The 26,785-nt window shown below is 68.2% G+C and carries 24 protein-coding genes and 1 CRISPR repeat array; of the genes, 5 read left to right on the forward strand and 19 right to left on the reverse strand.

Annotated elements, in window-relative coordinates:
• The first annotated feature begins 253 nt into the window (after positions 1–253).
• The 4 genes from BKA25_RS25455 (at position 254) to BKA25_RS25470 (ending at position 2,979) form a co-directional block, all read left to right on the forward strand.
• Positions 254–1,138, forward strand: a complete 885-nt coding sequence (locus BKA25_RS25455) for an HhH-GPD family protein (protein ID WP_069846067.1) — start codon at positions 254–256, stop codon at positions 1,136–1,138.
• A gap of 56 nt (positions 1,139–1,194) precedes the next feature.
• Positions 1,195–1,719 (forward strand): 2'-5' RNA ligase family protein, encoded by a 525-nt coding sequence (locus BKA25_RS25460; RefSeq protein ID WP_069846065.1) that lies wholly within the window; start codon positions 1,195–1,197, stop codon positions 1,717–1,719.
• Positions 1,720–1,807: 88 nt separating this feature from the next.
• Entirely contained in the window at positions 1,808–2,119 is a 312-nt protein-coding gene (locus tag BKA25_RS25465; protein ID WP_069846064.1) for an antibiotic biosynthesis monooxygenase family protein, read from the forward strand.
• Positions 2,116–2,979, forward strand: a complete 864-nt coding sequence (locus BKA25_RS25470) for an SIR2 family NAD-dependent protein deacylase (RefSeq protein WP_157420894.1) — start codon at positions 2,116–2,118, stop codon at positions 2,977–2,979. Before BKA25_RS25465 ends, BKA25_RS25470 begins: the two co-directional genes overlap by 4 nt.
• Before the next feature lie 193 nt (positions 2,980–3,172).
• A CRISPR array of direct repeats spans positions 3,173–3,727; the repeat unit is 37 nt; unit sequence GTGGCACCGGCCCGTGAGGGCCGGTGAGGATCGCAAC.
• Between the two features lie 278 nt (positions 3,728–4,005).
• On the opposite strand, the gene BKA25_RS25475 is transcribed toward BKA25_RS25470, so the two are convergent.
• Both BKA25_RS25475 and BKA25_RS25480 read right to left on the reverse strand, forming a co-directional pair.
• Complete coding sequence (locus tag BKA25_RS25475; RefSeq protein WP_236750454.1) at positions 4,006–5,019, reverse strand: endonuclease/exonuclease/phosphatase family protein; 1,014 nt, start codon at positions 5,017–5,019, stop codon at positions 4,006–4,008.
• Positions 5,020–5,170: 151 nt separating this feature from the next.
• On the reverse strand, positions 5,171–7,729 hold the full coding sequence (locus tag BKA25_RS25480; RefSeq protein ID WP_069846062.1) for an ATP-dependent Clp protease ATP-binding subunit: 2,559 nt from the start codon (positions 7,727–7,729) through the stop codon (positions 5,171–5,173).
• 443 nt (positions 7,730–8,172) lie between these two features.
• Between BKA25_RS25480 and BKA25_RS25485 the strand changes: the two genes are divergently transcribed.
• Positions 8,173–9,042 carry a (2Fe-2S)-binding protein gene (locus BKA25_RS25485; protein ID WP_084643524.1) on the forward strand — a complete coding sequence of 290 codons (870 nt, stop codon included), beginning with the start codon at positions 8,173–8,175 and terminating at the stop codon, positions 9,040–9,042.
• Between the two features lie 329 nt (positions 9,043–9,371).
• Here the strand turns inward: BKA25_RS25485 and BKA25_RS25490 are convergent, their stop codons facing one another.
• From BKA25_RS25490 to tilS, 17 genes are all read right to left on the reverse strand, one after another.
• Complete coding sequence (locus tag BKA25_RS25490) at positions 9,372–9,722, reverse strand: histone-like nucleoid-structuring protein Lsr2 (protein WP_069846060.1); 351 nt, start codon at positions 9,720–9,722, stop codon at positions 9,372–9,374.
• Between the two features lie 156 nt (positions 9,723–9,878).
• On the reverse strand, positions 9,879–11,333 hold the full coding sequence (gene lysS, locus BKA25_RS25495) for a lysine--tRNA ligase (RefSeq protein ID WP_069853174.1): 1,455 nt from the start codon (positions 11,331–11,333) through the stop codon (positions 9,879–9,881).
• A 160-nt stretch (positions 11,334–11,493) separates the two neighbouring features.
• On the reverse strand, positions 11,494–12,279 hold the full coding sequence (locus BKA25_RS25500) for a type III pantothenate kinase (RefSeq protein WP_069846059.1): 786 nt from the start codon (positions 12,277–12,279) through the stop codon (positions 11,494–11,496).
• Between the two features lie 41 nt (positions 12,280–12,320).
• Entirely contained in the window at positions 12,321–12,851 is a 531-nt protein-coding gene (panD, locus tag BKA25_RS25505) for an aspartate 1-decarboxylase (RefSeq protein ID WP_069846057.1), read from the reverse strand.
• A gap of 13 nt (positions 12,852–12,864) precedes the next feature.
• Entirely contained in the window at positions 12,865–13,848 is a 984-nt protein-coding gene (gene panC, locus BKA25_RS25510) for a pantoate--beta-alanine ligase (RefSeq protein ID WP_069846056.1), read from the reverse strand.
• Positions 13,845–14,762, reverse strand: a complete 918-nt coding sequence (locus tag BKA25_RS25515) for a Rossmann-like and DUF2520 domain-containing protein (RefSeq protein WP_069846054.1) — start codon at positions 14,760–14,762, stop codon at positions 13,845–13,847. Before BKA25_RS25515 ends, panC begins: the two co-directional genes overlap by 4 nt.
• A 148-nt stretch (positions 14,763–14,910) precedes the next feature.
• A complete protein-coding gene (locus tag BKA25_RS25520; protein WP_069846053.1) occupies positions 14,911–16,458 on the reverse strand; it encodes a PrsW family intramembrane metalloprotease in 1,548 nt (515 codons plus the stop codon).
• A 171-nt stretch (positions 16,459–16,629) separates the two neighbouring features.
• Positions 16,630–17,235 carry a hypothetical protein gene (locus BKA25_RS25525; protein ID WP_069846051.1) on the reverse strand — a complete coding sequence of 202 codons (606 nt, stop codon included), beginning with the start codon at positions 17,233–17,235 and terminating at the stop codon, positions 16,630–16,632.
• 377 nt (positions 17,236–17,612) lie between these two features.
• The gene (locus BKA25_RS25530) at positions 17,613–18,998 is read right to left on the reverse strand and encodes a DUF6779 domain-containing protein (RefSeq protein WP_157420893.1); all 1,386 of its coding nucleotides are present in this window, start codon (positions 18,996–18,998) and stop codon (positions 17,613–17,615) included.
• Positions 18,999–19,084: 86 nt separating this feature from the next.
• Positions 19,085–19,552: a DUF3180 domain-containing protein gene (locus BKA25_RS25535; protein WP_069846048.1), complete on the reverse strand. Its 468-nt coding sequence runs from the start codon at positions 19,550–19,552 to the stop codon at positions 19,085–19,087.
• A complete protein-coding gene (folK, locus tag BKA25_RS25540) occupies positions 19,549–20,058 on the reverse strand; it encodes a 2-amino-4-hydroxy-6-hydroxymethyldihydropteridine diphosphokinase (RefSeq protein ID WP_069846046.1) in 510 nt (169 codons plus the stop codon). The genes BKA25_RS25535 and folK overlap by 4 nt, the downstream gene beginning before the upstream one ends.
• Positions 20,058–20,441, reverse strand: a complete 384-nt coding sequence (folB, locus tag BKA25_RS25545; RefSeq protein WP_069846045.1) for a dihydroneopterin aldolase — start codon at positions 20,439–20,441, stop codon at positions 20,058–20,060. The genes folK and folB overlap by 1 nt, the downstream gene beginning before the upstream one ends.
• Complete coding sequence (gene folP / locus BKA25_RS25550) at positions 20,438–21,280, reverse strand: dihydropteroate synthase (protein ID WP_069846043.1); 843 nt, start codon at positions 21,278–21,280, stop codon at positions 20,438–20,440. Before folP ends, folB begins: the two co-directional genes overlap by 4 nt.
• A 2-nt stretch (positions 21,281–21,282) precedes the next feature.
• The gene (gene folE, locus BKA25_RS25555) at positions 21,283–21,912 is read right to left on the reverse strand and encodes a GTP cyclohydrolase I FolE (RefSeq protein WP_069846041.1); all 630 of its coding nucleotides are present in this window, start codon (positions 21,910–21,912) and stop codon (positions 21,283–21,285) included.
• 24 nt (positions 21,913–21,936) lie between these two features.
• The gene (gene ftsH / locus BKA25_RS25560; RefSeq protein WP_069846039.1) at positions 21,937–24,357 is read right to left on the reverse strand and encodes an ATP-dependent zinc metalloprotease FtsH; all 2,421 of its coding nucleotides are present in this window, start codon (positions 24,355–24,357) and stop codon (positions 21,937–21,939) included.
• 294 nt (positions 24,358–24,651) lie between these two features.
• Positions 24,652–25,200 carry a hypoxanthine phosphoribosyltransferase gene (gene hpt / locus BKA25_RS25565; protein ID WP_069846038.1) on the reverse strand — a complete coding sequence of 183 codons (549 nt, stop codon included), beginning with the start codon at positions 25,198–25,200 and terminating at the stop codon, positions 24,652–24,654.
• A gap of 71 nt (positions 25,201–25,271) precedes the next feature.
• On the reverse strand, positions 25,272–26,288 hold the full coding sequence (gene tilS, locus BKA25_RS25570; RefSeq protein ID WP_084642412.1) for a tRNA lysidine(34) synthetase TilS: 1,017 nt from the start codon (positions 26,286–26,288) through the stop codon (positions 25,272–25,274).
• Between the last annotated feature and the right edge of the window lie 497 nt (positions 26,289–26,785).

The following is a 26,785-nucleotide window of genomic DNA, read 5'->3' on the forward strand; positions in this document are numbered from 1 at the left end:
ATTCCTTACCAAGCGAAACGAAGCGTAACGGTGCCCTGCTCGTTAGCTACCGAATGTCACCAAATCTGCACATGAGTTCACTCCGCTGCCGCAGGAAGCGCATCGCCGCAGCGTGGCAACACTGTGAGCACTCACCCAAGTGGCCCAGTAGAGACCGGCATTCGCCAGCCGGTCACGCGCCGGCCGATCCCCGCAGTCGCGAACCGGGGCCCGCGTGCATCGCCGAGGGCGGTACTGCCAGGATCGAGTCGTCATGAAGTCCACGGTGTTAGCCCCCACGACCTTGATCGCGTGGTTCGACAGGACCGGCCGCGATCTGCCCTGGCGCCACCCGGAGACCACCGGCTGGGGCGTGCTCGTCAGCGAGATCATGTTGCAGCAGACCCCCGTGGTCCGCGTGCAGCCGATCTGGCAGGACTGGATGCAACGCTGGCCGAAGCCGTCGTCGCTGGCCGAGGCCACCGCAGCGGACGTCCTTCGGGCCTGGGGCAAACTCGGCTATCCCCGGCGGGCCCTGCGTTTGCACGCCGCAGCGGCGGCCATCGCCAAGAACCACGGCGACGTCGTCCCCTCCGATGTCGACACGCTGTTGGCGCTGCCCGGCATCGGCGCCTACACGGCACGCGCGGTCGCCGCGTTCGCCTACGGCCGCCGGGCACCCGTCGTCGACACGAACGTGCGTCGAGTCGTCGCCAGGGCCGTGCACGGCTCGGCGGAGGCAGGTCCGCCATCGACCACCCGCGACCTTGCCGACGTCGACACACTGCTACCCGAGGAGGACGCGAGAGCCGCCCGCTATTCGGCCGCGCTCATGGAGTTGGGCGCCCTGGTCTGCACGGCCAGGAACCCGACCTGCGTGGACTGTCCGGTACGGGTGGACTGCGCCTGGCAACAGGCGGGCAAACCCGCCTATGCGGGGCCCACCCGGCCGACCCAGCGCTTCGCGGGAACCGACCGGCAGGTCCGGGGGCTGTTGCTGGACGTGCTGCGCGGTGCCTCCGGGCCGGTGGAACGGGCCAAGCTCGACCTGGTGTGGCAACACGACGGCCAACGAGATCGCTGCCTGGACTCGTTGCTCGTCGACGGATTGGCCGAGCAGACCGAGGACGGCTTGTTCGCGCTGCCCGGCGAATCCTGATCGTGCCGTCGACGCTGCGGCGCGGCGTGCCTGCGCATTAGGGCAGACTCCGCGTCGTGGCGGTGACGCTGGACTTCTTCTTCGACGATGCATCCGATCGCACGATCCGAGACCTGTGGCAACGGCTGGCCGACATCGGCGCGCGTCCCGTGCCGGGCTCGACCCACCCGGCCCCGCACGTCCGGTTCGCGGCCGCCGCCGAGATCGCGCCGCGCGTCCGGCAAGACCTACGGGCCGAATTGCGGGCCCTGTCGCTGCCGTCCTTCTGGTTGACCACCCTCGGCACCTTCGCCACCTCGGCGCCCGTGCTGATGCTGGGCGCCGTCGTGGACGCCGAACTCCTCGCCGTGCACTCCACGGTGCACGACGTCCTGGCCGGCCGGGTCAAGCAGCCATCGGCGTACTACCTGCCCGGTTCCTGGGTGCCGCACTGTCCGCTCGCCGAAGGGGTCGAGCGAGAAGCCTTGGCGGCGGGTTTCGCCGAGCTGCATCCGGTGCGGGCCATCCATGCCCGGGTCGTCGGGGTGGGCGTCGTCGATGGACGCACCGGCCATACCGAAGACCTGGTCCGCCTCGGCTGACACCATCCGACCGGATCACCCGACAGCTCGTCGATCTCGACACGACAGCGCCGGTGTTCGATCGGCCGCGACCGGTACCGTCGGATGCATGGCAGTCGTGAAGATCAACGCTATCGAGGTTCCCGAAGGCAGCGGCCCCGAGCTGGAGAAGCGGTTCGCCGCCCGCCAGGGTGCGGTGGAGAACGCCCCCGGCTTCCTCGCCTTCGAACTGCTCCGGCCGGTCGCGGGCGAGAACCGCTACTTCGTCTACACCCGCTGGGAGTCCGAGGAGGCATTCCAGGCGTGGTCGGGCGGCCCCGCCAAGGAAGCGCACTCGGGTGAGCGCAGCAAGCCGGTCGCCTCGGGCGCCAGCCTGCTCGAATTCGAGGTGATCCAGCACGCGGAGTCCAAGGGCGAATGAGCACGGATCCCATCCGGGAGGCGGCAGACCTGATCGCCGACGCCGAGGCCCTGCTGATCTGTGCGGGTGCGGGTTTCGGCGTCGATTCGGGTCTGCCGGACTTCCGTGGGCCGGAGGGATTCTGGCGGGCCTATCCGGCCTACCGGAGCCTGGGCTTGGACTTCGCCGAGCTGGCCGACCCGGTGCACTTCGCGGCGGACCCGGCGCTGGCGTGGGGTTTCTACGGCCATCGACTGGACCTCTACCGCCGCACCACCCCACATGCGGGCTTCGGGACGCTGCACCGGTGGGGAACGGCGCTGCCGGGCGGGTTCCGGGTATTCACCTCCAACGTCGACGGCCAATTCCAACGGGCAGGCTTCGCCGAGGAGACGATCGTGGAGCGGCACGGCTCGATCCACCGACTCCAATGCACCGGCCCCTGCGCACAACGACAGTGGCCCGCCGACGAGGTACAGGTCGACCTCGACGAGGAGACGATGCGGGCGCGCGGTCCGCTGCCGAGCTGCCCGGACTGCGGCGGCCTGGCCCGGCCGAACATCCTGATGTTCGGCGATCATTCCTGGGTGGCCGACCACACCAGCACGGCGATGGACGGCCTGACCACCTGGCTACGACCGCTACGGACCGCAAGACTCGTGGTGATCGAACTCGGTGCGGGGACCGCCGTACCCACGGTGCGGCGACAGGCCGAACTGGCCAGCGCGGCACGCGGCGCGCTGATCAGAATCAATCTGCGGGAGCCCGCTATCCGGCACGGGCGCGGCATCGAGATTCCGATGGGAGCCGCTGCGGCCATCGCCGCGATCGACGAACTGTTGCCGGATCGGCTGCGGGCGGCGGTGGAGACGGCCGGCTGATCAGCTGCGCGGGCCGGTCTCGACTGTTCGGTGTTCTCCGATGTGGTCCTCGCGCCGCGATGCGGTTCGCGCCGCTTAGGGAAGGCAAGCGTCCAACAACACGCCTCACCCTCCCGAACTGAATTCCGGGCGTGTCGGTCAACATTCGGTAACCTTGCCCCGCAACGAACACAATCGCCCCTGCATACGCAGGGTGGCACCGGCCCGTGAGGGCCGGTGAGGATCGCAACTGCGGGAGACCGAGGCGACGCTGACCCTCGGTGCGGCGTGGCACCGGCCCGTGAGGGCCGGTGAGGATCGCAACAGTTAGTTTCGGGTGAGTCGATTCCAGGCAATGCCGGTGGCACCGGCCCGTGAGGGCCGGTGAGGATCGCAACCAGATCGTGTGCCGAGTGACCTCGGTCGTTCGCTCGACGTGGCACCGGCCCGTGAGGGCCGGTGAGGATCGCAACTGCGGGAGACCGAGGCGACGCTGACCCTCGGTGCGGCGTGGCACCGGCCCGTGAGGGCCGGTGAGGATCGCAACAGTTAGTTTCGGGTGAGTCGATTCCAGGCAATGCCGGTGGCACCGGCCCGTGAGGGCCGGTGAGGATCGCAACCAGATCGTGTGCCGAGTGACCTCGGTCGTTCGCTCGACGTGGCACCGGCCCGTGAGGGCCGGTGAGGATCGCAACGCCAACAAGATCAGCTCCGGTGCCGCCGCCGACGTCGGTGGCACCGGCCCGTGAGGGCCGGTGAGGATCGCAACCCCGGCATCGTCGTCCTCACTGCTCGCGGCAAGGAGGTGTGGGTGAGGATCGCAACGGTGTTCGCGCCTGCGTCATCTCGCTGCGGCTCTCTGGTGGCACCGGCCCTCACGGGCCGGTGAGATCGCAACTGATCCTTGTCGATCTTTACGGCGTAAAGTTCAGGTCGTGGCACCGCCCTCACAGGCCGGTGAGGATCGCAACCGCCGTCTCGGGTGTCGTGGTTCCGGGTGTCGTTCCGGGTGACACCGGCCCTCACTGGCCGGTGTGGATCGCGCCACTACGACGGGACGACGAACTCGGCCAGGACTGCCCGGTGGTCGCTGCCGGGCACGTCGAGGACGTCGAAGGACTCGACGGCACAGCGGTTGTCGACCAACACGTGGTCGATGGTCAGCGGCGGCGCGGTGATGGTGCCGCCCGCAGGCCAGGTAGGGCGGAGTCCGTCGCCCGTCTGGTCGGCCGCGTCCTGGTAGCCGGAGTTCAGCAATCGCCGAAGTGGGCCATGGTCGAGGGTGGCGTTGAAGTCGCCTGCCAGCACCCGGATCGGGTCGGCCGAACGGGCCTCGGGCAGGCTCGCGAGTTCCCGCTGCCAGGTGTCGGTGGTGCCGTCGCCGATCGGCCACAGCGGGTGGACCGACACGATCTCGAACTCGCCGCCGTCGGGCAGCGTCACCGCTGCGGCGGACTGGCGATGTGTCGCCGGGATGGCATCGATGCGTTCGGCCTCGTGACGCGAATAGAGGCCCGAACCGGGTGCGCCGTTCTCCGGGTCGATCACCTGGTGCGGTAGCTCGGACTCGATGCCTGCCTCGGCCAAGGCGGTGACCGCCGCCGGGGTGAGCTCCTGCAGGCTCAGCACATCCACCTGTCGGTCCCGCACCAGATCGACGAGCACGGCGGGGTCGGCGCTGCCGTAGCGCATGTTGAGGCTCAGCACCCGGACCGACTCGCCCTGTACGAAGGGGCGCGCGTCCGGGGTGGCCCGGGGGATCACCACGGCGGCCATGATCACGGTGAGCACCGCGGCCACCAGGGCCACCGCCCAACGACGTAAGGCGAAGCCCGCGACGATGAGGAGAAGTCCCAGCGGCAGCGTGTACGGGGTGAGAGCGGCGGCGCCGACGGCGATTCGAAGTCCGCCGACCTCGATGAGTCGGTTCACCGACACCAGCACGAACGGCACCGTCAACAGCAGCAATAACAGGGTGACCAGCGGGCCGCCCGGACGTCGACGTCCGGTCTCCTCTGCCTCGGCAGGATCCTCGTATGCCATGTCCGTCCGCGCCCCCATGATCTGATTCTCACCCACGCCCGACCGGCGCGTCCCCGCCCTGCCCTGCCCGAGGCCCGCTCGGGCCTGCGGGCGGGACCCCCTAATACACAAAAGCTGGGGCCGATGCCCGGTTTCGGCATCGGCCCCAGCTCAGGGTTGGTTCATCGGGTCACTCGGACTCGCCCTCCGCGGGGGGAAGCTCCTGGTTGCCCCCGGTCGAGCTGGACAGCTCCACCGGCGGGACATCCGGAACCTGCGAGGGCTTCGGCTCGCCTCGGAAGACGAAGCGCGCCTTGTCGTCGCTCTTGCCCTCCTCGAAGCCCTCGACGTCGCCGATGATGATGTGCCCGGCCTCCAGCTCGCCGAACAGGATCTTCTCGGACAGCTGGTCCTCGATCTCGCGCTGGATCGTCCGACGCAGCGGCCGAGCACCGAGCACCGGGTCGAAGCCGCGCTTGGCGAGCAGCTTCTTCGCGTTGGCGGTCAGCTCAAGGCTCATGTCCTTGTTCTTGAGCTGCGTCTCGACCCTGGCGATCATCAGGTCGACCATCCGGATGATCTCGTCCTCGGTGAGCTGGTGGAAGACGATGATGTCGTCGATCCGGTTGAGGAACTCCGGACGGAAGTGCTTCTTCAGCTCGTCGTTGACCTTCTGCTTCATCCGGTCGTAGTTCGAGCCCTCGGTGCCGCCACCGGCGAAGCCCAGGCCGACCGCCTTGGAGATGTCCTGCGTGCCCAGGTTGGAGGTGAAGATGATCACCGTGTTCTTGAAGTCGACCGTGCGGCCCTGACCGTCGGTGAGCCTGCCGTCCTCGAGAACCTGGAGCAGCGTGTTGTAGACCTCCTGGTGCGCCTTCTCGATCTCGTCGAAGAGCACCACCGAGAACGGCTTACGCCGCACCTTCTCGGTCAGCTGGCCACCCTCCTCGTAGCCGACGTACCCGGGGGGCGCGCCGAACAGCCGAGAAGCGGTGTAGCGGTCGTGGAACTCACCCATGTCGATCTGGATGAGCGCGTCGTCCTCGCCGAAGAGGAAGTTCGCCAGCGCCTTGGACAGCTCGGTCTTACCGACACCCGAGGGGCCGGCGAAGATGAACGATCCGGAGGGACGCTTCGGGTCCTTCAGACCGGCGCGGGTACGACGGATCGCCTGGGAGACGGCCTTGACGGCGTCCTCCTGGCCGATGATCCGCTTGTGGAGCTCCTCCTCCATCCGCAGCAGCCGAGTCGTCTCCTCCTCGGTCAGCTTGAAGACGGGGATGCCGGTCCAGTTCGCCAGAACCTCGGCGATCTGCTCGTCGTCCACCTCGGCGACCACGTCGAGGTCACCGGACTTCCACTGCTTCTCCCGCTCCGCCTTCTGGCCGAGGAGCTGCTTCTCCTCGTCACGCAGGCGGGCGGCGCGCTCGAAGTCCTGCGCGTCGATCGCGGATTCCTTGTCCCGACGCACGTCGGCGATCTTCTCGTCGAACTCGCGCAGGTCCGGCGGCGCCGTCATCCGACGGATGCGCATCCGCGCGCCCGCCTCGTCGATGAGGTCGATCGCCTTGTCCGGCAGGAAGCGGTCGTTGATGTACCGATCCGCCAGCGTGGCGGCGGCAACCAGCGCCGAGTCCGTGATCGAGACGCGGTGGTGCGCCTCGTAGCGGTCCCGCAGACCCTTGAGGATCTCGATGGTCTGCTCCATCGTGGGCTCGCCGACCTGGATCGGCTGGAACCTGCGCTCCAGAGCCGGGTCCTTCTCGACGTGCTTGCGGTACTCGTCGAGCGTGGTGGCACCGATCGTCTGCAGCTCGCCTCTGGCCAGCATCGGCTTCAGGATGCTCGCGGCGTCGATCGCGCCCTCGGCGGCACCCGCACCCACCAGGGTGTGGATCTCGTCGATGAACAGGATGATGTCGCCCCGGGTGCGGATCTCCTTGAGCACCTTCTTCAGGCGCTCCTCGAAATCACCCCGGTAGCGGGAGCCCGCCACCAGCGAACCGAGGTCCAGCGTGTAGAGCTGCTTGTCCTTGAGGGTCTCGGGAACCTCGCCCTTGACGATGTTCTGCGCCAAGCCCTCGACGACGGCCGTCTTACCCACACCGGGCTCACCGATGAGGACGGGGTTGTTCTTGGTACGGCGGGACAGCACCTGCATGACCCGCTCGATTTCCTTCTCCCGGCCGATGACCGGGTCGAGCTTGCCCTCCCGAGCGCTCGACGTCAGGTTGCGACCGAACTGGTCGAGCACCAGCGAGGAAGACGGCGTGCCCTCGCCGCGGCCGCCGGTCTCGGCGGGTTCCTTGCCCTGGTAGCCCGACAGCAGCTGCAGAACCTGCTGACGCACTCGGTTCAGATCGGCACCCAGCTTGACCAACACCTGCGCGGCGACGCCCTCGCCCTCGCGGATCAGGCCCAACAGGATGTGTTCGGTGCCGATGTAGTTGTGGCCGAGTTGCAGAGCCTCCCGAAGCGACAGCTCCAGCACCTTCTTCGCCCGAGGCGTGAAGGGGATGTGGCCGCTCGGGGCCTGCTGCCCCTGACCGATGATCTCCTCAACCTGCTGGCGGACGCCCTCCAGGGCGATCCCCAGCGACTCCAGCGCCTTGGCGGCGACACCCTCACCCTCGTGGATCAGGCCCAGGAGGATGTGCTCGGTGCCGATGTAGTTGTGGTTGAGCATCCTGGCCTCTTCTTGGGCCAGGACGACCACCCGCCTCGCGCGGTCGGTGAACCTCTCGAACATTCGCACTCCTCGACAGCGGCGGCAGCGGCTCTCGCCCGGCCACACACCAGGGACTTCGGTCTCTGGCGCTGTAGTGACGGGGTCGGCACCCTAACAACCACTGTAGTCGGCATTACCGTGACATCGAGTTGGTGTCGGCTTCTCTTAGGCCGTTCCGTAGCACTCGCAACCTGCACAACGCTGCGTGACGCGGCCTCATTCCAGGTCAGGCCCTCGCGCGTTCGATGTCCGCTGAGAGCGAACACGCACCGTGTCGGACCACAACCACCCCGCGAGCCTCGCCCCATCCCGGCTCCCCCGCGCGGCGACCAGATAAGCTTAGGCAACCCTGATTTGGTCGCGGCTGTCATCGCCGAACCAGACGGTCGACCAGTAGGCGTTACCCGACGAAGGTGGGACATCGTGCCGATCCGCAGCTGCACCCAGGAACGGAGAGCCGGTCGATGACCACGGCTTTTCGCAGGTCAGGCGCCTATGGATCGGGGACGGCCGCGAACATCGCGGAGTCGATCGCCCGACTGGACCTTCCGCCGTGGCTGGAGGCCCGACACGGTGACGCCGCGCTCGACGCCGGTTGGTCACGCTGCTCGTCGCTGCTCGACGACCCGGCATCGTTCACTCGATGGCGTGAACTGCTGAGCGGCTGGCTGATCGAGAACTACGGGGCCGCCCCGGAACGAACCACCGCCGGCTACGTGATGTCCTGGTACCTCAGCGTGCCGGGCTACCTGGGTGCGCTGCTGTTCCACACGGCACGCCGGGTGCCGTCACTGGCGCCCGAGCACACCGCGTTCCGACTGGCCGAGGGACGACCGCACCTGGACGGCATCGCCCTGACCGGCGAGGCGTTCGCCTGCCTGCCCGACGATCCGGCCGCACACACCAGCGCGGCCACCGTGGTGGCCGACGAACACGCGTTGGCCGATCTGCTCCGGGCGAGGTTCGCGGGCCACGCCGCCCGCTTCGTCGCGGCGTTCGCCCCCGGCACCCGCCTGGGCCGCCGAATGCTCTGGGCAGCGGCCACCGATGTGCTGGACACCACGCTGTGGCTGGCGGGACAGATGTGCGGCGACGAGGACGGCGGGGTCGCCGATGCGGCCCTGGTGCTCGGCACCGCCGCCGACCCACTGCTGGACCCGTTCACCTCGGTATCGACGATGTACCGCGTCTCGGTGGACGACGGAGAACGGTGGACGAGACGTCGAGGAAGCTGCTGTTTCCATTACGCGCTGCCCGGTTCGCCCCAGGCCTGCACGACGTGCCCTCGGGTCGGCACAGCGGAACGGGACGCGCGCGTGCGCGAGCTCGGCTGACACTCCTGGCGACGCGTTCCCTCGATGGCAGTCGCCCACCGGCTGCCATCGAGACGTGTCCGAATCGAGCACAAGCGCGTCGCCGAGCGGCAACGGTCGCGTCGTTTTCTTCTCCAGGGTGATTTCGCGGGCAAGGTTCTTGCACTCGCCCGACTCAGCGCCGCACACATCGCAGCACGCGCGCGTCCCCTCGGCCCGGCTCTAGCCGAGCCAGGCCAATTCCCAGTCCGCGAGAACCGACTCGGTTTCGCCGGATTGCCGACCGAGGAATCCGAGTGTGGCGATCGACTCAATCAGTCGATTTCACGGTCGGAGTTCGTCGGTACGGCTCAGTTTGCCGCGTGGTAAGCGTCGATGACATCGGCGGGGATACGGCCGCGATCGGAGACCTTCATGCCACGCTTGCGCGCCCACTCCCGAATTGCCTGGTTCTGCTCCCGATCGCCTGCCGAGGTGCTGCCACCGTCGGCCCGGTCGCCGCCGGGACGCACGTTGCGCTTGCGCCCACCGGAGCGCCGCGCGTGCCCGACGAAACCGGCCAGCGCATCCCGAAGTACCCCGGCATTGGCCGAGGAAAGGTCGATCTGGTAAGCGGCTCCATCGAAAGTGAACTCGACGGTCTCGTCAGCCTTAGAACCGTCCAAGTCATCAACCAGTGTGACTGTGACCTTCTGTGCCATGACCCATGTCCTTCCACGAAAAGATCTGCTCAAGGCTGCCCACGCGCCTCATTTCAGCCGATATTACCGCAGAAATGGATCCGAACGCTCTTAGTTCTTAGACAACGTGTTTGGAAGAAGCCGATCGACACCGCATGGTGCCGATCGGCAGCAGCGTCATTCCGGACGGACCAGCGGAAACAGGATCGTTTCCCGGATGCCCGCACCGGTCAAGGCCATCAACAAGCGATCAACGCCCATTCCGCAGCCTCCAGTCGGCGGCATTCCGTACTCCAGAGCCCGTAGGAAGTCCTCATCCAATCGCATGGCCTCGACGTCGCCGCCCGCTGCCAGCCTGGCCTGCGCTTCCAGTCGTTCCCGCTCGACGACGGGGTCGACGAGTTCGGAGTAGCCGGTGGCCAGTTCGAAACCTCGGATATAGAGGTCCCACTTCTCCGCGACACCGGGTTCGGTGCGGTGCTGCCGAGTCAACGGCGAGGTCTCGATCGGAAAATCCTTCACGAAGGTCGGCTCGTACAGATGATCGCCGATCAGATGCTCCCAGAGCTCTTCGATCAGCTTGCCGTGACCGAGCGCGGGATCGTGTTCCAAGCCCTGTTCAGCAGCGATGGCCCGCAATCGCTCCACCGATGTGTCCGGCGTCACCTCTTCGCCCACCTTCTCGGCGAGAGAGCCGTACATGCTGAGCCACTTCCATTCACCGGAAAGGTCGTACTCGGTTCCATCGATCAGTGTGACGACCTCACCACCACAGGCGGCTCTGGCCGCCTCCTGGATGAGTTCCCTGGTCAAGGTCGCGATGTCGTTGTAGTCGCTATACGCCTGGTAGAACTCGGTCATCGCGAATTCCGGCGAGTGCGAGGAGTCGCTGCCCTCGTTGCGGAAGTTCCTATTGATCTCGAAGACGCGCTCCATTCCGCCCACCACGCAGCGCTTGAGATACAACTCCGGCGCGATGCGCAGGTAAAGGTCGATGTCGAACGCATTGGAGTGGGTGTGGAACGGTCGGGCCGCCGCGCCCCCGTACAGGGTCTGCAACATCGGCGTCTCGACCTCGGTGAAGCCGTGCCGATGGAACGACTCCCGCAGCGAACGAACCACTGCGGCCCGAGTCTCGACGATCCGACGGGCCTGTGGCCGCACGATCAGATCGACGTACCGCTGGCGAACCCGGGTTTCCTCGCTCAGTTCCTTGTGTGTCACCGGCAACGGACGCAGTGCCTTCGCCGCGATCCGCCATTCATCGGCCATTACCGACAACTCGCCCCGGCGCGAGGTGATGACCTCGCCATGCACGAATACGTGATCGCCGAGGTCGACATCGGCCTTCCACGAAGCCAGCGACTCCGCCCCGATCTGCGCCAGGCTCAACATCGCCTGCAACTCGGAACCATCTCCGGAACGCAGCGTCGCGAAGCACAGCTTTCCGGTGTTTCGCAGGAACATCACTCGACCCGAGATGCCGACGATCTCGCCGGTGGCGGTGTCGGGCTCGAGATCGGTGTGCTTCGCGCGAATCGCCGCGACGGTATGTGTGATGGGAAGCACGACCGGATACGGTTCGATACCGGATTCCAGCAACCTCGAGCGCTTCTCCCGGCGTACCTTCATCTGCTCGGGAAGAGTGTCCTCGCTGGTCGTGGCGTCGTGTTCCGGAATCGCGTTCACAGCGACACAGCGTACGGTCCGACCGGCGCTCGGCGGAAACGGGATACGGCTGCCGACGGGCGACTCGGCGGCCACTGCGGACCCCGACTCGGCGCGGCCGGTGTCAGCTCATATTGCGCTCGTAGACCAAACGCAGGCCGATGAGCGTGAGATCGGGAACATGGGTGGTGATCGTCTCCGATTCCCCGATCACCAACGGGGCCAGTCCGCCGGTGGCCAATACGGTGACCGGCCCGTGCTCCCCTGCCGACAGCTCGGCGAGGATCCGGCGGACCAGGCCGTCGACCTGGCCTGCGAAGCCGAAGAGGATGCCGGATTGCAGGCACTCCACCGTGTTCTTGCCGATCACGTTCCTCGGCCGCAGCAACTCCACCTTCCGCAGCTGAGCGGCCCGCGCAGCGAGGGCGTCCACCGAGATCTCGATGCCGGGCGCGAACACCCCGCCGAGAAACTCGCCCTTCCGGGAGATCACGTCGATGTTGGTGGAGGTCCCGAAGTCGACGACGACACAGGCCGTGTCGTAGAGATGGTGGGCCGCCAGGGTGTTCACGACTCGGTCCCCGCCGACCTCCTTGGGATTGTCGACCAGCAGCGGGACCCCGGTCCGCACCCCCGGCGCCACGATCAGGGTCGGGACCTCGGCGTAGTACCGAGCGAGCATCACCCGCAGTTCGCGCGCCACGGCGGGCACGGTCGACAACGCGGAGATCCCGGTGATCCGGTCGGCATGCTCACCGAGCAGACCGCGCATAGTCCACGCGAGTTCGTCGGCGGTCATCCGGGCATCGGTGCGCATCCGCCAGTCACGCAGCAGCCGCGCGTCCGGCCCGGAGCCGACGTACAGGCCGAACACGATGTTGGTGTTCCCGACATCGATGGTGAGCAGCACCGCCGGTTCTCCCTTCGCAGGCCGCCGGCCAGGGAAGGCCGTCAGCGTTCGGACTGCAACAAGGCGTCCAGGCGCACCGCATCATCGGTCTCGCCCGCCGCGATGCTCTCGGACCGGGCGGTGGTCGAGCCGCCTGCGGTCGGGGCCGAATCGGCCGACCGCGAATCGATGGAGCCCGATGAGAGACCGAAGCCATCGGGAACGACTGCCGGATCGGCGTCGAGGCTGATCACCTTGTTGTCTGCGTCGACGAACACCACCGAGGGGCGGTGCTCGCGGATCTCGGCGGCGTCCATCAGCCCATAGGCGATGAGGATCACCAGGTCACCAGGGTGCACCAGGTGCGCTGCCGCTCCGTTGATCCCTAAGACGCCGGTGCCGCGCTCGCCCGGGATGACATAGGTCTCCAGCCGGGCACCGTTGGTGACGTCGACGATGGCGACCTGCTCACCGGCCAAGAGGTCGGCCGCATCCATCAGGTCCTCGTCGACCGTGACCGAACCGACGTAGTGCAGGTCGGCCTGGGTGACGGTCGCGCGGTGGATCTTCGACTTGAGCATCGTCCGCAACATCTCGTTCTCCCTCTCAGCGACTCTCGGCGGAGTCGGTCGCCGCACCGTCCGCAGCCGGGGCGTCCGCGACCTCGCCCGGTTGCTCCTCGGCCGTTCCGAAGGCGATCGCGACGTTGTCGATGAGCCGAACCGCGCCGACCCGAGCCGCCACCAGCAGCCGGGCCTCGCGCTGCTCGTCGACGGCATTCAGTTCAACGTCGCGAAGCTCCAGGTAGTCCACGTCGAGAGCAGGCTCACCGTCGAGTACCTCGCGGGCGGTGGCCAGCACCCGCGCGGCATCCCCGCCCGAGCGAGCCGCATACACACCTGCCGTGAGGGCCGCCGAGAGCACCACCGCAGCGTTGCGTGCCTCGGCATCGAGATAGACGTTCCGGGACGACAGCGCCAGGCCGTCGTGTTCGCGGATCGTGGGGATGCCCACGATCGAGGCGTCGAAGTCGAGCTCGCGCCCCATCCGACGCAGCAGCACCAACTGCTGGTAGTCCTTCTCGCCGAAGAAGGCGAAATCCGGCCGGACGATGTTGAGCAGCTTGGCCACCACGGTCAGGACGCCCGCGAAGTGCCCCGGCCTGCTCGCCCCCTCCAGCTCATCGCCGAGGGGGCCGGCCGACACCGTGATCGAGGTACCTGCGCCGTACATCGCCGCCGCTGTCGGAGCGAAGACCAGCTCGACCTGCTCCGCACGGCAGACGGCGACGTCGGTGTCGAGGTCCCGGGGATAGCGCTCGAAGTCCTCGCCTGCGCCGAACTGACGCGGGTTGACGAAGATCGAGACCACCACGATGGTGTTGGGGACCCGCTTGGCGCGGCGGATCAACTCCCGGTGCCCGCGATGCAGGGCCCCCATGGTGGGCACCAGGACGATCCGTCGTCCGGTGGCCCGCAGCGCCCTGGTGACCCTCGCCAGCTGCGCGGGGTCGGAGTGCACCGTCGTATCACCGGGCGCGAACAACGGGGACTCCCCCGGCGCTCCGGGCGTGGCCTGGGTCTCGGTCATCGGGGCTCCTCGTTGAGCAGGTCGTCGACCTCGGCGGCGGTCGAGTCCGAGAGCAGACCGGCGGCTCTCGCTCGGTCGGCGGTGCGGGCGGCCAGCACCCGGTAGCTCGGGACCACCTCCGGTGCCACCTCGCCGAGCACGTCGAGATGGGTGCGCAGGGTGCTCAGATCGCCCCTGGCCACCGGGCCGGTCAGGGCTCGATCACCGTGGCGTAGGGCGTTGTCCATCGCGGCGCCGCACAGCGGTCCCAACAGCCGTTCCGGATGCGCGACGCCCGCTTGGGAGAGCAGCCCGACGCATTCCGTGAGCAGGGTGATCAGGTGATTCGCGCCGTGTGCCAGCGCCGCGTGATACAGCGGGCGGACCGCCTCGGGGATGCGGACCGGTTCCGCGCCGATCTCGACGACCAGCGCTTCGCCGACATTCCAGCCGGGCTCGACCGGGGAATTCGGGTCCCCGGACGCGGTGACGCCGATGCAGCAGGCGGCGAGTCGCTCCAGGTCCTCGCTGCGACCGGTGAAGGTCATCACGGGGTGCAGGGCTAGGGGGAGCGCGCCCAGCTCGGCGGCGGGGGTCAACACGTCTACCCCGTGGGCGCCCGAGGTGTGGGCCACGATCTGGCCGGCTCGCAGTGCCCCGGTGGCGACCAGCCCAGCAACCATGCCGGGCAGCACATCGTCCGGTACCGCGAGCATCACCAGGTCGGCCCTCGTGGCGACCTCGTCGGGCGCGAGCACCGGGACGTCGGGAAGGAGTTGCTCGGCCCGACGCAACGAGGCATCGGACACCGCGGAGGTGGCGACGACGACGTGCCCGGCCCTGGCGAGCGAGGCACCGAGCACGGCACCCACCCGACCTGCCGAGATGACTCCGACGGCCAATCTCGCAGGCCGAACCCCTGCGTTGTCGATCATGTCGGTGGCGACTCCATTTCTGCCGTTCCAGTCCCGTCCTTCGTCCTACGGGTACCGGACGGCGGCGAGCGTAACGGGATCGACGCCGGTCTGCCGCGATCGGGTGAGCAGGTTCACCGCCGCGATCGGCCGCCGGCGCCCGAGCCGATCAGGCCTTCGGTTCCCCGCTGGTCGGCGGCACCGGGTCGATCACCACGGTCACGTCGGTCGACTCCGAGGACTGCGCCGGGATCACCGGTTCCCGCGCCGAGGTCAGGGCAGGCTCGACCGGAGCGACGACCCCGTCGTGGCGGACGGTCGGTGCGCCGCTCGACAGCGGCTCCAGGACCATCTTCGGGATGGGCAGGGTCTCATCGGCCGATCGATTCGATCCGACCACGATCCCGGGCAGCGTGACCTCGGTGGAGACCGGCCGTCGAGGCGGGCCCAGTGCTCGCAGCAGCACGGGTTGGCGGTCGAACAGCCAACCGGAACCGCGCGATGGCCGGTTCCGTCTACGGATGCCCGCAGTGCTGCGCGCGGCGTCCGCCAGGGCGCCTGGCGAGCGCAGGACGGCCGCTCTACTCCGGATCAACCGCGCGACCGCCTGGTCGAGTCGCTCGGCCGTCTCGGGGAACGTCCGGCCGCCTGCCAACTGATTCCGCACGAACGCCAGCTCGGTGACCGCGAGCTGGTAGGCCGCCACCGCCTTGCCTGCCGAGGCCCCGGACCGTTTGCGGACGGCGACCCGCCATTCCTTGCGGCTGGTGAGGCTGGCCAGCAGGCCGATCTCGCTGGCGGCGATCCACCCCTCGGCCGCGAAGCCGGGCAGCTGGGTGACCACGACGTGTTGTTCACGCCGACGCTGCCAGCAGACCAGCAGCGCCGTGGAGAGGAAGATCGGCACCATCACCAGGAAGTAGACGTTGATGAAGATCCGGCCGCCGCCGAGGGTCGCAGCCCCGTTCCAGAGCGCGTGCAGCAACACCGCCATCAGGTAACCGATCAGTGGCGCCGCGATCCGCATTCGTGGACGGCTGGTGCAGGCGGCGATACCGAGCCCGATGCCCAGCATCGCGCCGAACAACGAGTGGGTGAACGGCGACAGCACCCCGCGCAGCACGAACACCGCGACCACGCCGCCGCTCATGTCACCGAAGCCGCCCTGGACGAAGGCCAGCCCGAAGTAGGTGATGTTCTCGGTGAAGGCGAACCCGACACCGGTGATCCCGGCGTAGACGATCCCGTCCACGATCCCGTTGAACTCCTGCCTGCGGCGCAGCAGCACAGCGAGCACGAAGAGCCCCTTGGCGGCCTCCTCGAACAGCGGGGCGGAGATCAACGCGGCGACGAGGTCACCGCCGCCGGTGCCCAGGAGCACCTCCCCGACGACCTGCGCGGTGTCGTTGATCAGCAAGGCGGCGATCGTGGCGCCACAGGCGCCCCAGAGGAAGGCGGCGAACAGCAGCCTCGGTGGTTCCGGCTCCCAACGGTCAACCCACAGAAAGGTCGCGATCACCGGACCCAGCGGCAACAACGCGGCCGCGGCGCCGACCACCAGCGCGACCGCGCCCACCCGAGCATGGGTCAGGCCCAGCAGCGTCAACCCGCACAGACCCAGGATCACGACGCCGAGCACCGGCAGCAGGAAACGCTGCCAACGGCTCGCCTGCGAGCTCGTCAATCGCTGCGACGTCGACGAATGTTCGCTGGTCACGGTTGGTAACACTAGGAGTTCGGGGACTCAGTCGAGCGGTTCGAGAACGGGGTGACCGCCGGTCGGGTGTAGTTCGCCGAATGCCACAACGCCCCCGTGGGTGACGCGGTGGGCGCTCCCGATCGAGTGAGCCCGTCGAGACCCGATGCGTCAGCCCGATGTCGCTGGCGGCTAGTCCCCCGCTTCGCTGGACATCGTGGCGTCGTCCATGCCTCGAATGCCACCGGCGAGAACGAACGGGTTGTACCGCAGCCGCCGCAGTAGCACCGCCGCGATGGAGCCCAACAGCATCACCGCAGCGACCACCAGCAACAGCCACCAGGAAGCGGCGTCGATCGTGAGTCCGACGACCGAGCGATAGCCGAAGTCGACCACCAGGAAACCCGCGCCGATCACCGACAACACACAGATACCCGCCGCCAGACTCAGGCCCCAGCTCCGGCCATGCCAGACGGCGCGGGCCGCCGCCCACAACAGTGAGACGATCGAGACCGGCAACAGGGCGAAGAGGCAGAAGAACACCACCGCAGGCGGCGTGGCCACCAGCTCGCCCTGCCACAGCCAGAACGCCACGACGAAGGTGGCCAGCAGCATCGCGGCGGCCAACACCGCGAGCAGCACGGCCGCAGCACGTAGCGACCGAGGCGGTGACCCGAACGGCAGGGCATTGCCCGCAGCCGCCGATCGCCGGGCCTGCACCGGAATCCGGCGCGCCGAAGAGCGCCGGTCGGCGGGGTCGACCACGACATCGGGCCCGGCTAGCTCCTCGTATTTCATCGGGAAAGTCGCACGCGAGCCACGGTCTGACATCGGGCCTCCCCTGACGCCGCGGGCCCCTCCCCGGCACCGGTACCGGCCCCCGCACGGGGGCAGACCCCGCCCTCTCATTATCGATCGTGTTGACCATCCAGGCCGGCGATCAGCACCGTTTGTCGAGGTGAACAGCCCATTCGGCTCGGATGACCACCGACCGTATTCACTCGGGAGGGTTCGGGGTCACCGACATGGCCGCCGGACGGTCGACCCGACCGCCCATCGCCGCCGTCAGACAGTCAGCGGGGACGCACCAGCACGCGACATGACTCAGCGCCCCGCGTTCATCGCCGGAGCGCGGGCAGCGAAGACGATGCCAAGGCGGCCCCGCCTCGGGGTGATCAGTCGCGCCTGCGGCGATGCCTGCGGGGCTGCTCGTCGCTGTAGGCCGCCAGCAGCTCGCTCACCGAACGGCCGGAAGCGTGCGCACCCGCGTCATCGCCGTCCTCCGGCGCCGCCCGACGACCACGGGCCGCCCGACGACCGGTCGGCTCGGGTTCCACCGCCACCGGCTGCTCGATCTCGGGCTGCCAACCATCGATGCCGTCGAAGGCGGTCTCCTCCGTCGCCCGCGATACCGGCGCGGGCACGGGGGCAGGCGGCGGCGCAGCGGGTGCGGGCCGCTTCGGACGGTTGATCTGCCGGGTGGGTTCCTCCCGGGTCGGCCGCTTCGGCGCAGGTGGCGGCGCCTGGCGCGTGGGCTGCTCGGGAGGCTGCGGCGGGTTCCGGCGGGCGGGCGGCCGGTTCGGCCCCCGGGCCGGCGGCTGCTTCTGCGGTGGTGGCGGTGCCTGCGCCGGTTTGCGCGGCCGAGCGGGCGGCTGATCCCGCTGATCCATCGGCTGGGGCGACTCGACCTCGCCGACGACCTCCATCCGCATCGACCGCGAGCTCTGGTCCTCTTGGCGGTCGTGCCCGGCGGCGGGCCTGGCCTGCGGCGGGACCTGTGCCGGTGGACGTTGTCCCGGACGCCGGGTCGCGGTCCGCCCGGAGTCTTCCCGGCGTGGCGCGCCCGCCCGCCACTGTTCGACCGGATGCGGTCGGTCGCCTCGGCCGGGCCGATTGCGTCCCGGGGAACCGATGCCGCGTCCATCCCCGGACCGCAGCTCCATCTCCTGAACCGCGTTCTCTACCTCCACCAACGCGTCGATGATCTGCGTCTCCTCGGCGGAGACCACCGAGGAGGAGCTCGACGAGGTGATGCTGCGGATCTCGTCATCGTGCGCGGCGATCACCCGTGACTGGTCGGACAGCGAGCGCAACCGGGTCGACTCCGCGCGCAGGGCGACGCGCTCGACCAGCACGTCACCACCGAGCAGCGCCTCGAGGTTCTCCCGCAGATTCCGAAGTTCACCGCGCAGCGCATCCAGTTCCCGGCGCGACTCGTCGCGGACCTCTTCCTCGACCTGACGTCGGGTCTCGGCCTCGACCTCCAGTTCGTACTCGCGACGCGCCGCGATCTCGCGTTCCAATTCGAGTTCGTAGATCTGCTGCAACCGGTCGGCTTCACCGGTGCGGGCATTGGCGTCCTTGCGATATCTGGCGGCGGCGAAAGCGCCCAACAGCGCCGTCCACAACGCCGCAAGCAGGCCGAGCCGCAGCAGACGCGCATCGTCACCGAGTACGAGGACCACCGTGGCGATGAGTGCGAGACCCGCACCCAACGCCCAAAGGATGGTTCCTCGGCCAATGCGATGACGCTCGCCGTCCGTATCTGACAAGCCGACCATGGCCCATACGGTACCTGCCGGTTATCTTCGCGAGACCTCCTCGCAGGCACTACGAAGATCAACCCGCCCTACCAGCGCGGAGCCGATCAGGCGTGCCGATCGGGATGCTTCTCGTCGTCGTCCTCGGGCGTCCGACAGCAGTGCTCCAGCCACAATCCGGCCGCGATCGCCGCCGCAGCCGACACCGCACCCACCACGGCGGCGGCCATATCCGCACCTGCGGCGGAGATATCGCCGATCAACGGAATGAGATAGCCCACCACACCCAGCCAGGCGCCGAGGACGATGGCACTCGTCAAGGACGTGGCCTTGGCCAACGCGACCGCTCTGGCAGCCACCAACGGCTCCACCGGCGGCGCACCGGGACGACGCCCGATCCTCGACCGCAGTGAGAAGGCCAGTACGACCTCGACGACCGCGAGGACGAACAGCGGGCTACCCGCCAGCAACGGCAACGGCGGCCACGTCCCATAGCCCGCCTGCACCACCAGGTTGAACAACAGCCCGGCGATGATCACCGCCGTACCGAGATCGCGTGCGCGGGTGAACTTCATCGGCTCCCCCTCGTCGTGGGGTGCTCGTCGAGCAGTCCCGTGTCGAGTCGGCGCAGATCCGTGCTGTCGAGTCCAGCGAGCAGGTCGCGAATCGGGCCGCGCCCCGGCAACACCGCATCCGGGTCGATGTCGTGCCACGGCACCAGGACACTGGCTCGGTCGCCCGCACCGGGATGCGGAAGCAGCAACTCGGGATCATCCGAGCGAACCTCGTCCACCGTCACCACATCGACGTCGAGGGTGCGTGGCCCCCAACGGATCTCCCGGACCCGCTGGGCCTGCGTCTCCAAGGCCTGCGAGCGGCGAAGCCAGTCCCAGGCCCCGATGTCGTCCTCGACGATCACCACCGCATTGAGGAAATCCGGCTGATCCAACACACCCCACGGCGCGGTCTCATAGACCGGCGACACCGCGCGCACCGCCTCGCCCAGCCCCGTCACGGCCAAGCGCAGCATGGCCAGGCGGTCACCGAGATTCGAACCGAGCGAGAGCACCGCGCGGCTCATCAGTCGGCCCGTCCCCGACCCGCCCGCCGCGACCGGCGCACGGTCACCGCGACGTCGGCGAACTCCAACGGAATGGGTGCCTGCGGCTTGTGCACCGTCACCTCGACGGCGTGTACCCGAGGATCGGACAACACCGAATCGGCGGCCTCGGCGGCGACGGTCTCGATGAGGTTCCTCGGTTCGCCCCCGACGATCTCGGCCATCCGAGTGGCCAGCACCCCGTAGTCGAGGGTGTCCTGCACGTCGTCGCTGCGCGCCGCGCGATCGGTGTCGATCCACACCGTGACATCCACGATGAAGTCCTGGCCGTCCCGGCGCTCATGCTCGAAGACACCGTGCCTGCCGCGAACCTTCAAACCGGTCAACACGATTCGATCGGTCATCGGTCGTTCCCGCCTTTCCATGCAGCCGCCACCCGCACCGCGTCCAGCGAGTTGACCACGTCGTGCACCCGTACGCCCCAGGCGCCTGCCTGCGCGGACAACGCCGAGATCACCGCGCCCGCGACCTCCCGACCTGCGGCGGGACGCGGCTTGCCGTCATCGTCGGCCAGCACCGCACCGAGGAACCGCTTGCGTGATGCGCCGATGAGGATCGGCAGTCCGAGCGAGCTCAACTCGTCCAACCGGCCGAGCAACTGCCAGTTGTGCTCCGCGGTCTTGGCAAAACCCAGCCCGGGATCCAGTACCAACGCCGAAGCAGCCACCCCGGCGGCCAGGGCCGCATCCACCCGGGCCGCCAGTTCGGTACGCACATCGGTCACCACGTCGGAGTACTCGGCCAGCGAGTTCATCTCGCGGCTGTGGCCGCGCCAATGCATCAACACCCACGGCACATCCGCATCGGCGACGACCTTGGCCATCCGATCGTCGGCGAGCCCGCCGGAAACATCGTTGATCACCGTCGCACCCGCGGCCACCGCCGCCTCCGCGACCACCGACCTCGTCGTGTCGATGCTCACCGGGACGCCCTCGGCGACCAGCTCGCGGATCACCGGAACGACCCGGTCCAGCTCGACCTCGGCGGGCACCCGATCGGAACCGGGGCGAGTCGACTCGCCGCCGACATCGATGAGGTCGGCGCCCTGCCGGGACATCCGAACGCCGTGCGCGACCGCCTCGTCCCGGTCCAGGTACCGACCGCCGTCGGAGAAGGAGTCCGGCGTCACGTTGAGCACGCCCAGCACCGCGCATCGGCCGGGATCGGGCAGCAGCCGATGCACGACTAGTGCCCCCGGATCAGGTCGAGAGCCTCGGCGCGGGACGACGGGGAGGAGCGGAACAGGCCACGCACGGCCGACGTCGTGGTCCGTGCACCGGGCTTACGCACGCCACGCATCGACATGCACAGATGCTCTGCCTCGATCACCACGATCACCCCACGCGGGTCGAGCTTGCGCACCAGCGCATCGGCCACCTGCGAGGTCAACCGCTCCTGCACCTGCGGGCGTCGGGCATACAGATCGACCACGCGCGCCAGCTTCGACAGCCCGGTCACCCGGCCCTGCTGGTTCGGGATGTACCCGACGTGCGCGGACCCGTGGAACGGCAGCAGGTGGTGTTCGCAGTAGCTGTAGATCGGGATGTCGGTGACGAGCACCATCTCGTCGTGACCCTCGTCGAAGGTCTTGTCCAGGACCTCGTCCGGATCGGTGAACAGTCCGGCGAACATCTCCTGGTATGCCCGACCCACCCGGGCGGGAGTGTCCCGAAGGCCCTCCCGATCCGGGTCCTCTCCGCAGGCCAACAGCAGCTCGCGTACCGCTGCCTCGGCGCGGGGCTGGTCGAACGCGGGCCGAGACGAGGGTCTCGCCCCCGCCTCGGCCTGGCCGTTCTCATTGATCAGGTCGGTCATCGCGTTCCTCCGCTGACGGCGGGGTCAGCGACCACCACCGTCTGACTGGTCCTCGTCGTCGACCGGACGGTCCGGCCTCAAATCATCCCGGTTGATCCGTTCCGTCCCATCGTGTGTCGGGTTCACACCCGAGACAGCGCCTGCCTCGTCACGACGTTCCCACGACGGGCCGGACTGACGCTCCCACGACGGGGTCCACGAACTCGGCGGTCCGGTGGGCGACGTCGCAGGGGTCCATCCGGGCGGCGCACCGTAGTTCGGCGGGCCAGAACCCACGCCATTGTGATTCACGCCCTGCGGGCCGACACCCTGCGGAACGGGCCTGCGAACAGTCGGGTCGGTGTCCGTCGAAGGATAGGTACGCGGCTCCGGGTCGTGCGGGGGCACACCCTCGCCCGGCCCGTGGCCCGTGCCGGGCAATCCGTCGGGCTCATGCGATCCGGGCGGTCCGTCGGGCAGATCGCCACCGCCGTGCGCCTCACCGACCGGGGTCGGCTCGGACTCGACGATCGGCGGCCACGGCTCGCCGCGCTCCTTGGCCAGCTCACCGGGGCTCTTGATCGGCGGCTTGTCCGACGGGGTGCGACCACCGAAGTCGTTGAACGCGGTGATCCGGGGCCGCTTCTCCACGCCTGCGAAGATCCGCTCGAGGTCGCGCCGCTGGAGCGTCTCCTTCTCGAGCAGCTCCCGCACCAGGTCGTCGAGGATGTCCCGGTAGGTCCGCAGGATCTCCCACGCCTCGGTGTGCGCCGCCTCGATGAGCGCGCGCACCTCCTTGTCGATCTCGTGGGCCGCTTCCAACGAGTAGTTGGGCTGGCTGCCCATCGAACGACCGAGGAAGGGGTCGCCCTCGTCCTTGCCGTACTTCACCGCGCCGAGTCGCGCGCTCATGCCGTACTCGGTGACCATCGCCCTGGCGATCTTCGTCGCCTGGTCGATGTCGGAGGACGCGCCCGTGGTGGGCTCGTGGAAGACCAACTCCTCGGCCGAACGACCGCCGAGTGCGAACACCAACCGGCCGATCATCTCCGAGCGGGTCATCAGCTCCTTGTCGTCCTCCGGGACGACCAGGGCGTGACCACCGGTGCGGCCTCGCGGCAGAATCGTGAGCTTGTAGACCGGCTCCAGGTCGGGCATCGCCCACGCCGCGAGCGCGTGACCGCCCTCGTGGTAGGCGACGAGCTTCTTCTCCTTCTCGGAGACGACGCGGCTCCGGCGGGCGGGCCCACCGATGACCCGGTCGACGGACTCCTCCAGCGAGGCACCAGTGATGAGCTGCTCGTTCTGGCGTGCGGTGAGCAGCGCGGCCTCGTTGATCACGTTGGCCAGGTCGGCGCCGGACATACCCACGGTGCGCTTGGCCAGCGAGACCAGGTCGACATCGGGAGCGAACGGCTTGCCCTTCGCGTGCACCTGCAGGATCGCCTTACGGCCCGACATGTCGGGTGCCGCTACGGGGATCTGGCGGTCGAATCGGCCGGGACGCAGCAACGCGGGGTCGAGGATGTCCGGCCGGTTGGTGGCGGCGATCAGGATGATGCCGCCACGCGAGTCGAAGCCGTCCATCTCGACGAGCAGCTGGTTGAGGGTCTGTTCCCGCTCATCGTGTCCGCCGCCGAGTCCGGCGCCACGCTGACGGCCGACCGCGTCGATCTCATCCACGAAGATGATGCAGGGCGCGTTCTGCTTGGCCTGTTCGAACAGGTCGCGAACCCGGGAGGCACCGACACCGACGAACATCTCGACGAAGTCGGAACCGGAGATCGAGTAGAAGGGCACGCCCGCCTCGCCCGCGACCGCACGCGCCAGCAGCGTCTTACCGGTGCCGGGCGGGCCGTAGAGCAGGACGCCCTTCGGGATCTTCGCGCCGAGTGCCTGGTAGCGGCCCGGTGCCTGCAGGAAGTCCTTGATCTCGTACAGCTCGTCGACCGCTTCCTGAGCGCCCGCCACGTCGGAGAAACTGGTCTGCGGCATGTCCTTGTTGAGCTGTTTGGCCTTGGACTTGCCGAAATTCATGACGCGGTTTCCACCGCCCTGAGCATTGTTCATCATCCACATGAGCAGCAGCAGGAGCAGGCCCAGCGGGATGAGGTAGATCAGAACCTGGAAAAGCAGGGAGTCCTGGGTGACGGTGGTGTCCCAGTCACCGGGAATATCGGCGTCGATGAGCGCCTGAGTGAATTCATCGGTGGCCTGCGAGGGGAACTGGGTGATGAGCTGGTTGTTCCCGTTCACCGGGTTCTCCAGCGTCAACCGGAGCTGCTGCTCACGGTCCTCCAGCACGGCCTCGCGGACATTGCCGTTCGTGATCTGTTCCAGAGCCGTGGATGTCGGCACCTGCTCGTACCCACGGGTGTCATCGAACAGGGCGCTGAACCCCAGCCACAGCAGTAGCACTGCCATGATCCAGAGCAGCGGGTTACGGAGCAGGCGCTTACGGTCCATTCGGCTACGGCCGCCTTTCGGCCTCGACCCTCCAGAGACGCACGGTGCGGGCAATCCGTCGACGAGACGGGAACCCAGTTCCGACCAGCGTACCGCTCAACGCGCTGCGTACTGCGCCGAGCGGTGGGGCGGCCGTACCGGCCGATACCCCGCACGCTGCTCACTCACGGTGACTCAACTGCCCGGCGGCCGAAGAAGTTCCCGACATCCGCCGGATGAGCGGTTGAGGTCACATCCGGCGGATGGGAGATCGAGATCGAATCGGCCGGGACGATCGTCCCGATGCCGGCTGAATCAGCTCGAGTAGACCCGGGGTTCGAGGGTGCCGACGTAGGGCAGATCCCGGTACCGCTCGGCGTAGTCCAAGCCGTAACCGACGACGAACTCGTTGGGGATGTCGTAACCGACGAAGCGCACGGGGACGTCCACCTGAACGGCGTCGGGCTTGCGCAGCAGCGTGCACACCTCCAACGACTTCGGGTTACGCGAGGCGAGGTTCTTCAGCAGCCACGACAGGGTGAGCCCGGAGTCGATGACGTCCTCGACGATCAGCACGTCGCGGCCCGCGATGTCCCGGTCGAGGTCCTTGAGAATGCGTACCACCCCGGACGACGAGGTTCCCGACCCATAGGAACTCACCGCCATGAACTCGAGCTGGGTGGGGATCGGCAGCTCACGGGCCAGGTCGGTCATGAACATCACCGCACCCTTGAGAACGCCCACCAAGAGGAGATCGGATTCCGCTTCTTGGTAAGCGGCCGCGACCTCGGCAGCCAATTCGGTGACCTTGTCCCTGATCTGCTGCTCGCTGATCAGCACGGAAGCGATGTCGCCGTCGTACACGGCTCGGCTTCCCCTCTCTATTCGGCTGGTGCGTTCCGGCCGGTGACCCAGTCGATCGCCCTGCGTCGAAGTCAGTCCGGCGCCTGGAGCGCAAGCCTGCCATGCGCCCGCGCGGCCACCAACCCACCCGGCAGCCACACACCGCCCTGTCCGCGCCATCGGGAGGCCAACTCGTCGACGGCCTGGAGATGCCGGGAGGACAGGTCTCGGACACCCATCGCCCGTAGCCAGGAACGGAGCACCCTGGACCGAATGGCGGCGGGCAGATCGGCCAGATACCCGGCCCGCAACTCGTCGGGGTGAGACTCGTCACGCGCGGCCGCCAACGCTCGATCCGACCACTCGTCGAGCGCGGACAGATCGGCCCGCAACTGCTCGGCAGTCCTGGCCAGCGCCGAGGCCACCCCGCCCTGCAACACGTCCTCCAACAGCGGCAACACCTCGTGTCGGAGCCGAGCCCTGGTGAATCGGCGCGCGCTGTTGTGCGGATCCCGCCACGGCGTCACCCCGAGGGCGACACAGGCCGCCTCCGTGGTGGCTCGGGTGCACTCCAGCAGTGGCCGAGCCCAGGGCGGATCCAGTGGACGCATGCCTGCGATCGAACGCGGGCCCGATCCCCGGCCAAGGCCGAGCAACACGGTCTCGGCCTGGTCGTCGCGGGTATGACCGAGCAGGACGAGTTGCTCGGGGTGCTCCCGTGCTGTGGACAGCGCGTCGTATCGGGCCCGCCGCGCCGCCGCCTCCAAGCCACCGTCGCCCGCGACCGTGACGCCGAGCACCCGGACCCGCGCGCACCCGAGGGCATCGAGTTGATCGGCGGCGGTAGCGGCGACGGCGGCCGAGTCCGGTTGCAGACCGTGATCGACTACCAGTCCGTGCACAGCTAGGCCGGGCCTGCGGGCGGCTTGGACGAGGCCGCCCGCCAGCGCGAGCGAGTCAGCGCCGCCCGAACAGGCCACCGCGATGCTGCCGACCCGATCGAGAGTCTCGGCCGCCGGTCCGGTCAGCAGCCTGCGCACCGCAGCGCGCACCTCGTCGAGGGCGACACCGGGTTCGATAGCGGGTTCGGCGGGCGGCAACGCGGTCATAGGGCGTGACTATCCCGGTTCGCGCCCGACAACGGGCAGGCGAGGGCCGTCGCGTTTCGGTGCCAGCCTGCGAGCCGGCTCGGGAAAGGCAATTCATGGTCCAAGGTCGGCCAGCGTGCTCGCCCTACCGAGTCCACATGCCAAACGGCGAATATCCACGTAACGCTTCCTGCACGCTTGATAAGCCCTGCGTCCGGCCTCACGACGGCAATTGAAGCCGCATCCCCGAGGTCGGGCCCTTCATCGACTCTTCTCGATTGCATTCGGCCGATTCACGATCGGCTGTTCTGCGGTGACTCGTCGATCAGGTCCGGTCTCTCGGCAGACTGCGCATTCCATTCGGCAGCTTCGGAAATCCCATGTCACGTCGGCCGTAGCTCGCACGGACATCGTGCTCTGCTAGCAACGCAGCCAGGCCTCGACCGCTTTCCCGAAAATCAGCCGTCGAAGCAGATTATTCACCGGCATACCCACAGATCAGCGGATAAGGCCGTGAT

It is taken from the genome of Actinoalloteichus hymeniacidonis (genome assembly GCF_014203365.1).
Taxonomy (GTDB): Bacteria; Actinomycetota; Actinomycetes; order Mycobacteriales; family Pseudonocardiaceae; genus Actinoalloteichus_A; species Actinoalloteichus_A hymeniacidonis.

Bases quoted from the DNA above. Each gene is read 5' to 3' on its own strand.
- BKA25_RS25455 (WP_069846067.1), top strand. From the start codon at position 254: ATGAAGTCCACGGTGTTAGCCCCCACGACCTTGATCGCGTGGTTCGAC.
- BKA25_RS25465 (WP_069846064.1), top strand. From the start codon at position 1,808: ATGGCAGTCGTGAAGATCAACGCTATCGAGGTTCCCGAAGGCAGCGGC.
- BKA25_RS25470 (WP_157420894.1), top strand. From the start codon at position 2,116: ATGAGCACGGATCCCATCCGGGAGGCGGCAGACCTGATCGCCGACGCC.
- BKA25_RS25475 (WP_236750454.1), bottom strand. From the start codon at position 5,019: ATGGGGGCGCGGACGGACATGGCATACGAGGATCCTGCCGAGGCAGAG.
- BKA25_RS25480 (WP_069846062.1), bottom strand. From the start codon at position 7,729: ATGTTCGAGAGGTTCACCGACCGCGCGAGGCGGGTGGTCGTCCTGGCC.
- BKA25_RS25485 (WP_084643524.1), top strand. From the start codon at position 8,173: ATGACCACGGCTTTTCGCAGGTCAGGCGCCTATGGATCGGGGACGGCC.
- BKA25_RS25490 (WP_069846060.1), bottom strand. From the start codon at position 9,722: ATGGCACAGAAGGTCACAGTCACACTGGTTGATGACTTGGACGGTTCT.
- lysS (WP_069853174.1), bottom strand. From the start codon at position 11,333: ATGAAGGTACGCCGGGAGAAGCGCTCGAGGTTGCTGGAATCCGGTATC.
- panD (WP_069846057.1), bottom strand. From the start codon at position 12,851: ATGTTGCGGACGATGCTCAAGTCGAAGATCCACCGCGCGACCGTCACC.
- panC (WP_069846056.1), bottom strand. From the start codon at position 13,848: ATGACCGAGACCCAGGCCACGCCCGGAGCGCCGGGGGAGTCCCCGTTG.
- BKA25_RS25515 (WP_069846054.1), bottom strand. From the start codon at position 14,762: ATGATCGACAACGCAGGGGTTCGGCCTGCGAGATTGGCCGTCGGAGTC.
- BKA25_RS25525 (WP_069846051.1), bottom strand. From the start codon at position 17,235: ATGAAATACGAGGAGCTAGCCGGGCCCGATGTCGTGGTCGACCCCGCC.
- BKA25_RS25530 (WP_157420893.1), bottom strand. From the start codon at position 18,998: ATGGTCGGCTTGTCAGATACGGACGGCGAGCGTCATCGCATTGGCCGA.
- BKA25_RS25535 (WP_069846048.1), bottom strand. From the start codon at position 19,552: ATGAAGTTCACCCGCGCACGCGATCTCGGTACGGCGGTGATCATCGCC.
- folK (WP_069846046.1), bottom strand. From the start codon at position 20,058: ATGAGCCGCGCGGTGCTCTCGCTCGGTTCGAATCTCGGTGACCGCCTG.
- folB (WP_069846045.1), bottom strand. From the start codon at position 20,441: ATGACCGATCGAATCGTGTTGACCGGTTTGAAGGTTCGCGGCAGGCAC.
- folE (WP_069846041.1), bottom strand. From the start codon at position 21,912: ATGACCGACCTGATCAATGAGAACGGCCAGGCCGAGGCGGGGGCGAGA.
- ftsH (WP_069846039.1), bottom strand. From the start codon at position 24,357: ATGGACCGTAAGCGCCTGCTCCGTAACCCGCTGCTCTGGATCATGGCA.
- tilS (WP_084642412.1), bottom strand. From the start codon at position 26,288: ATGACCGCGTTGCCGCCCGCCGAACCCGCTATCGAACCCGGTGTCGCC.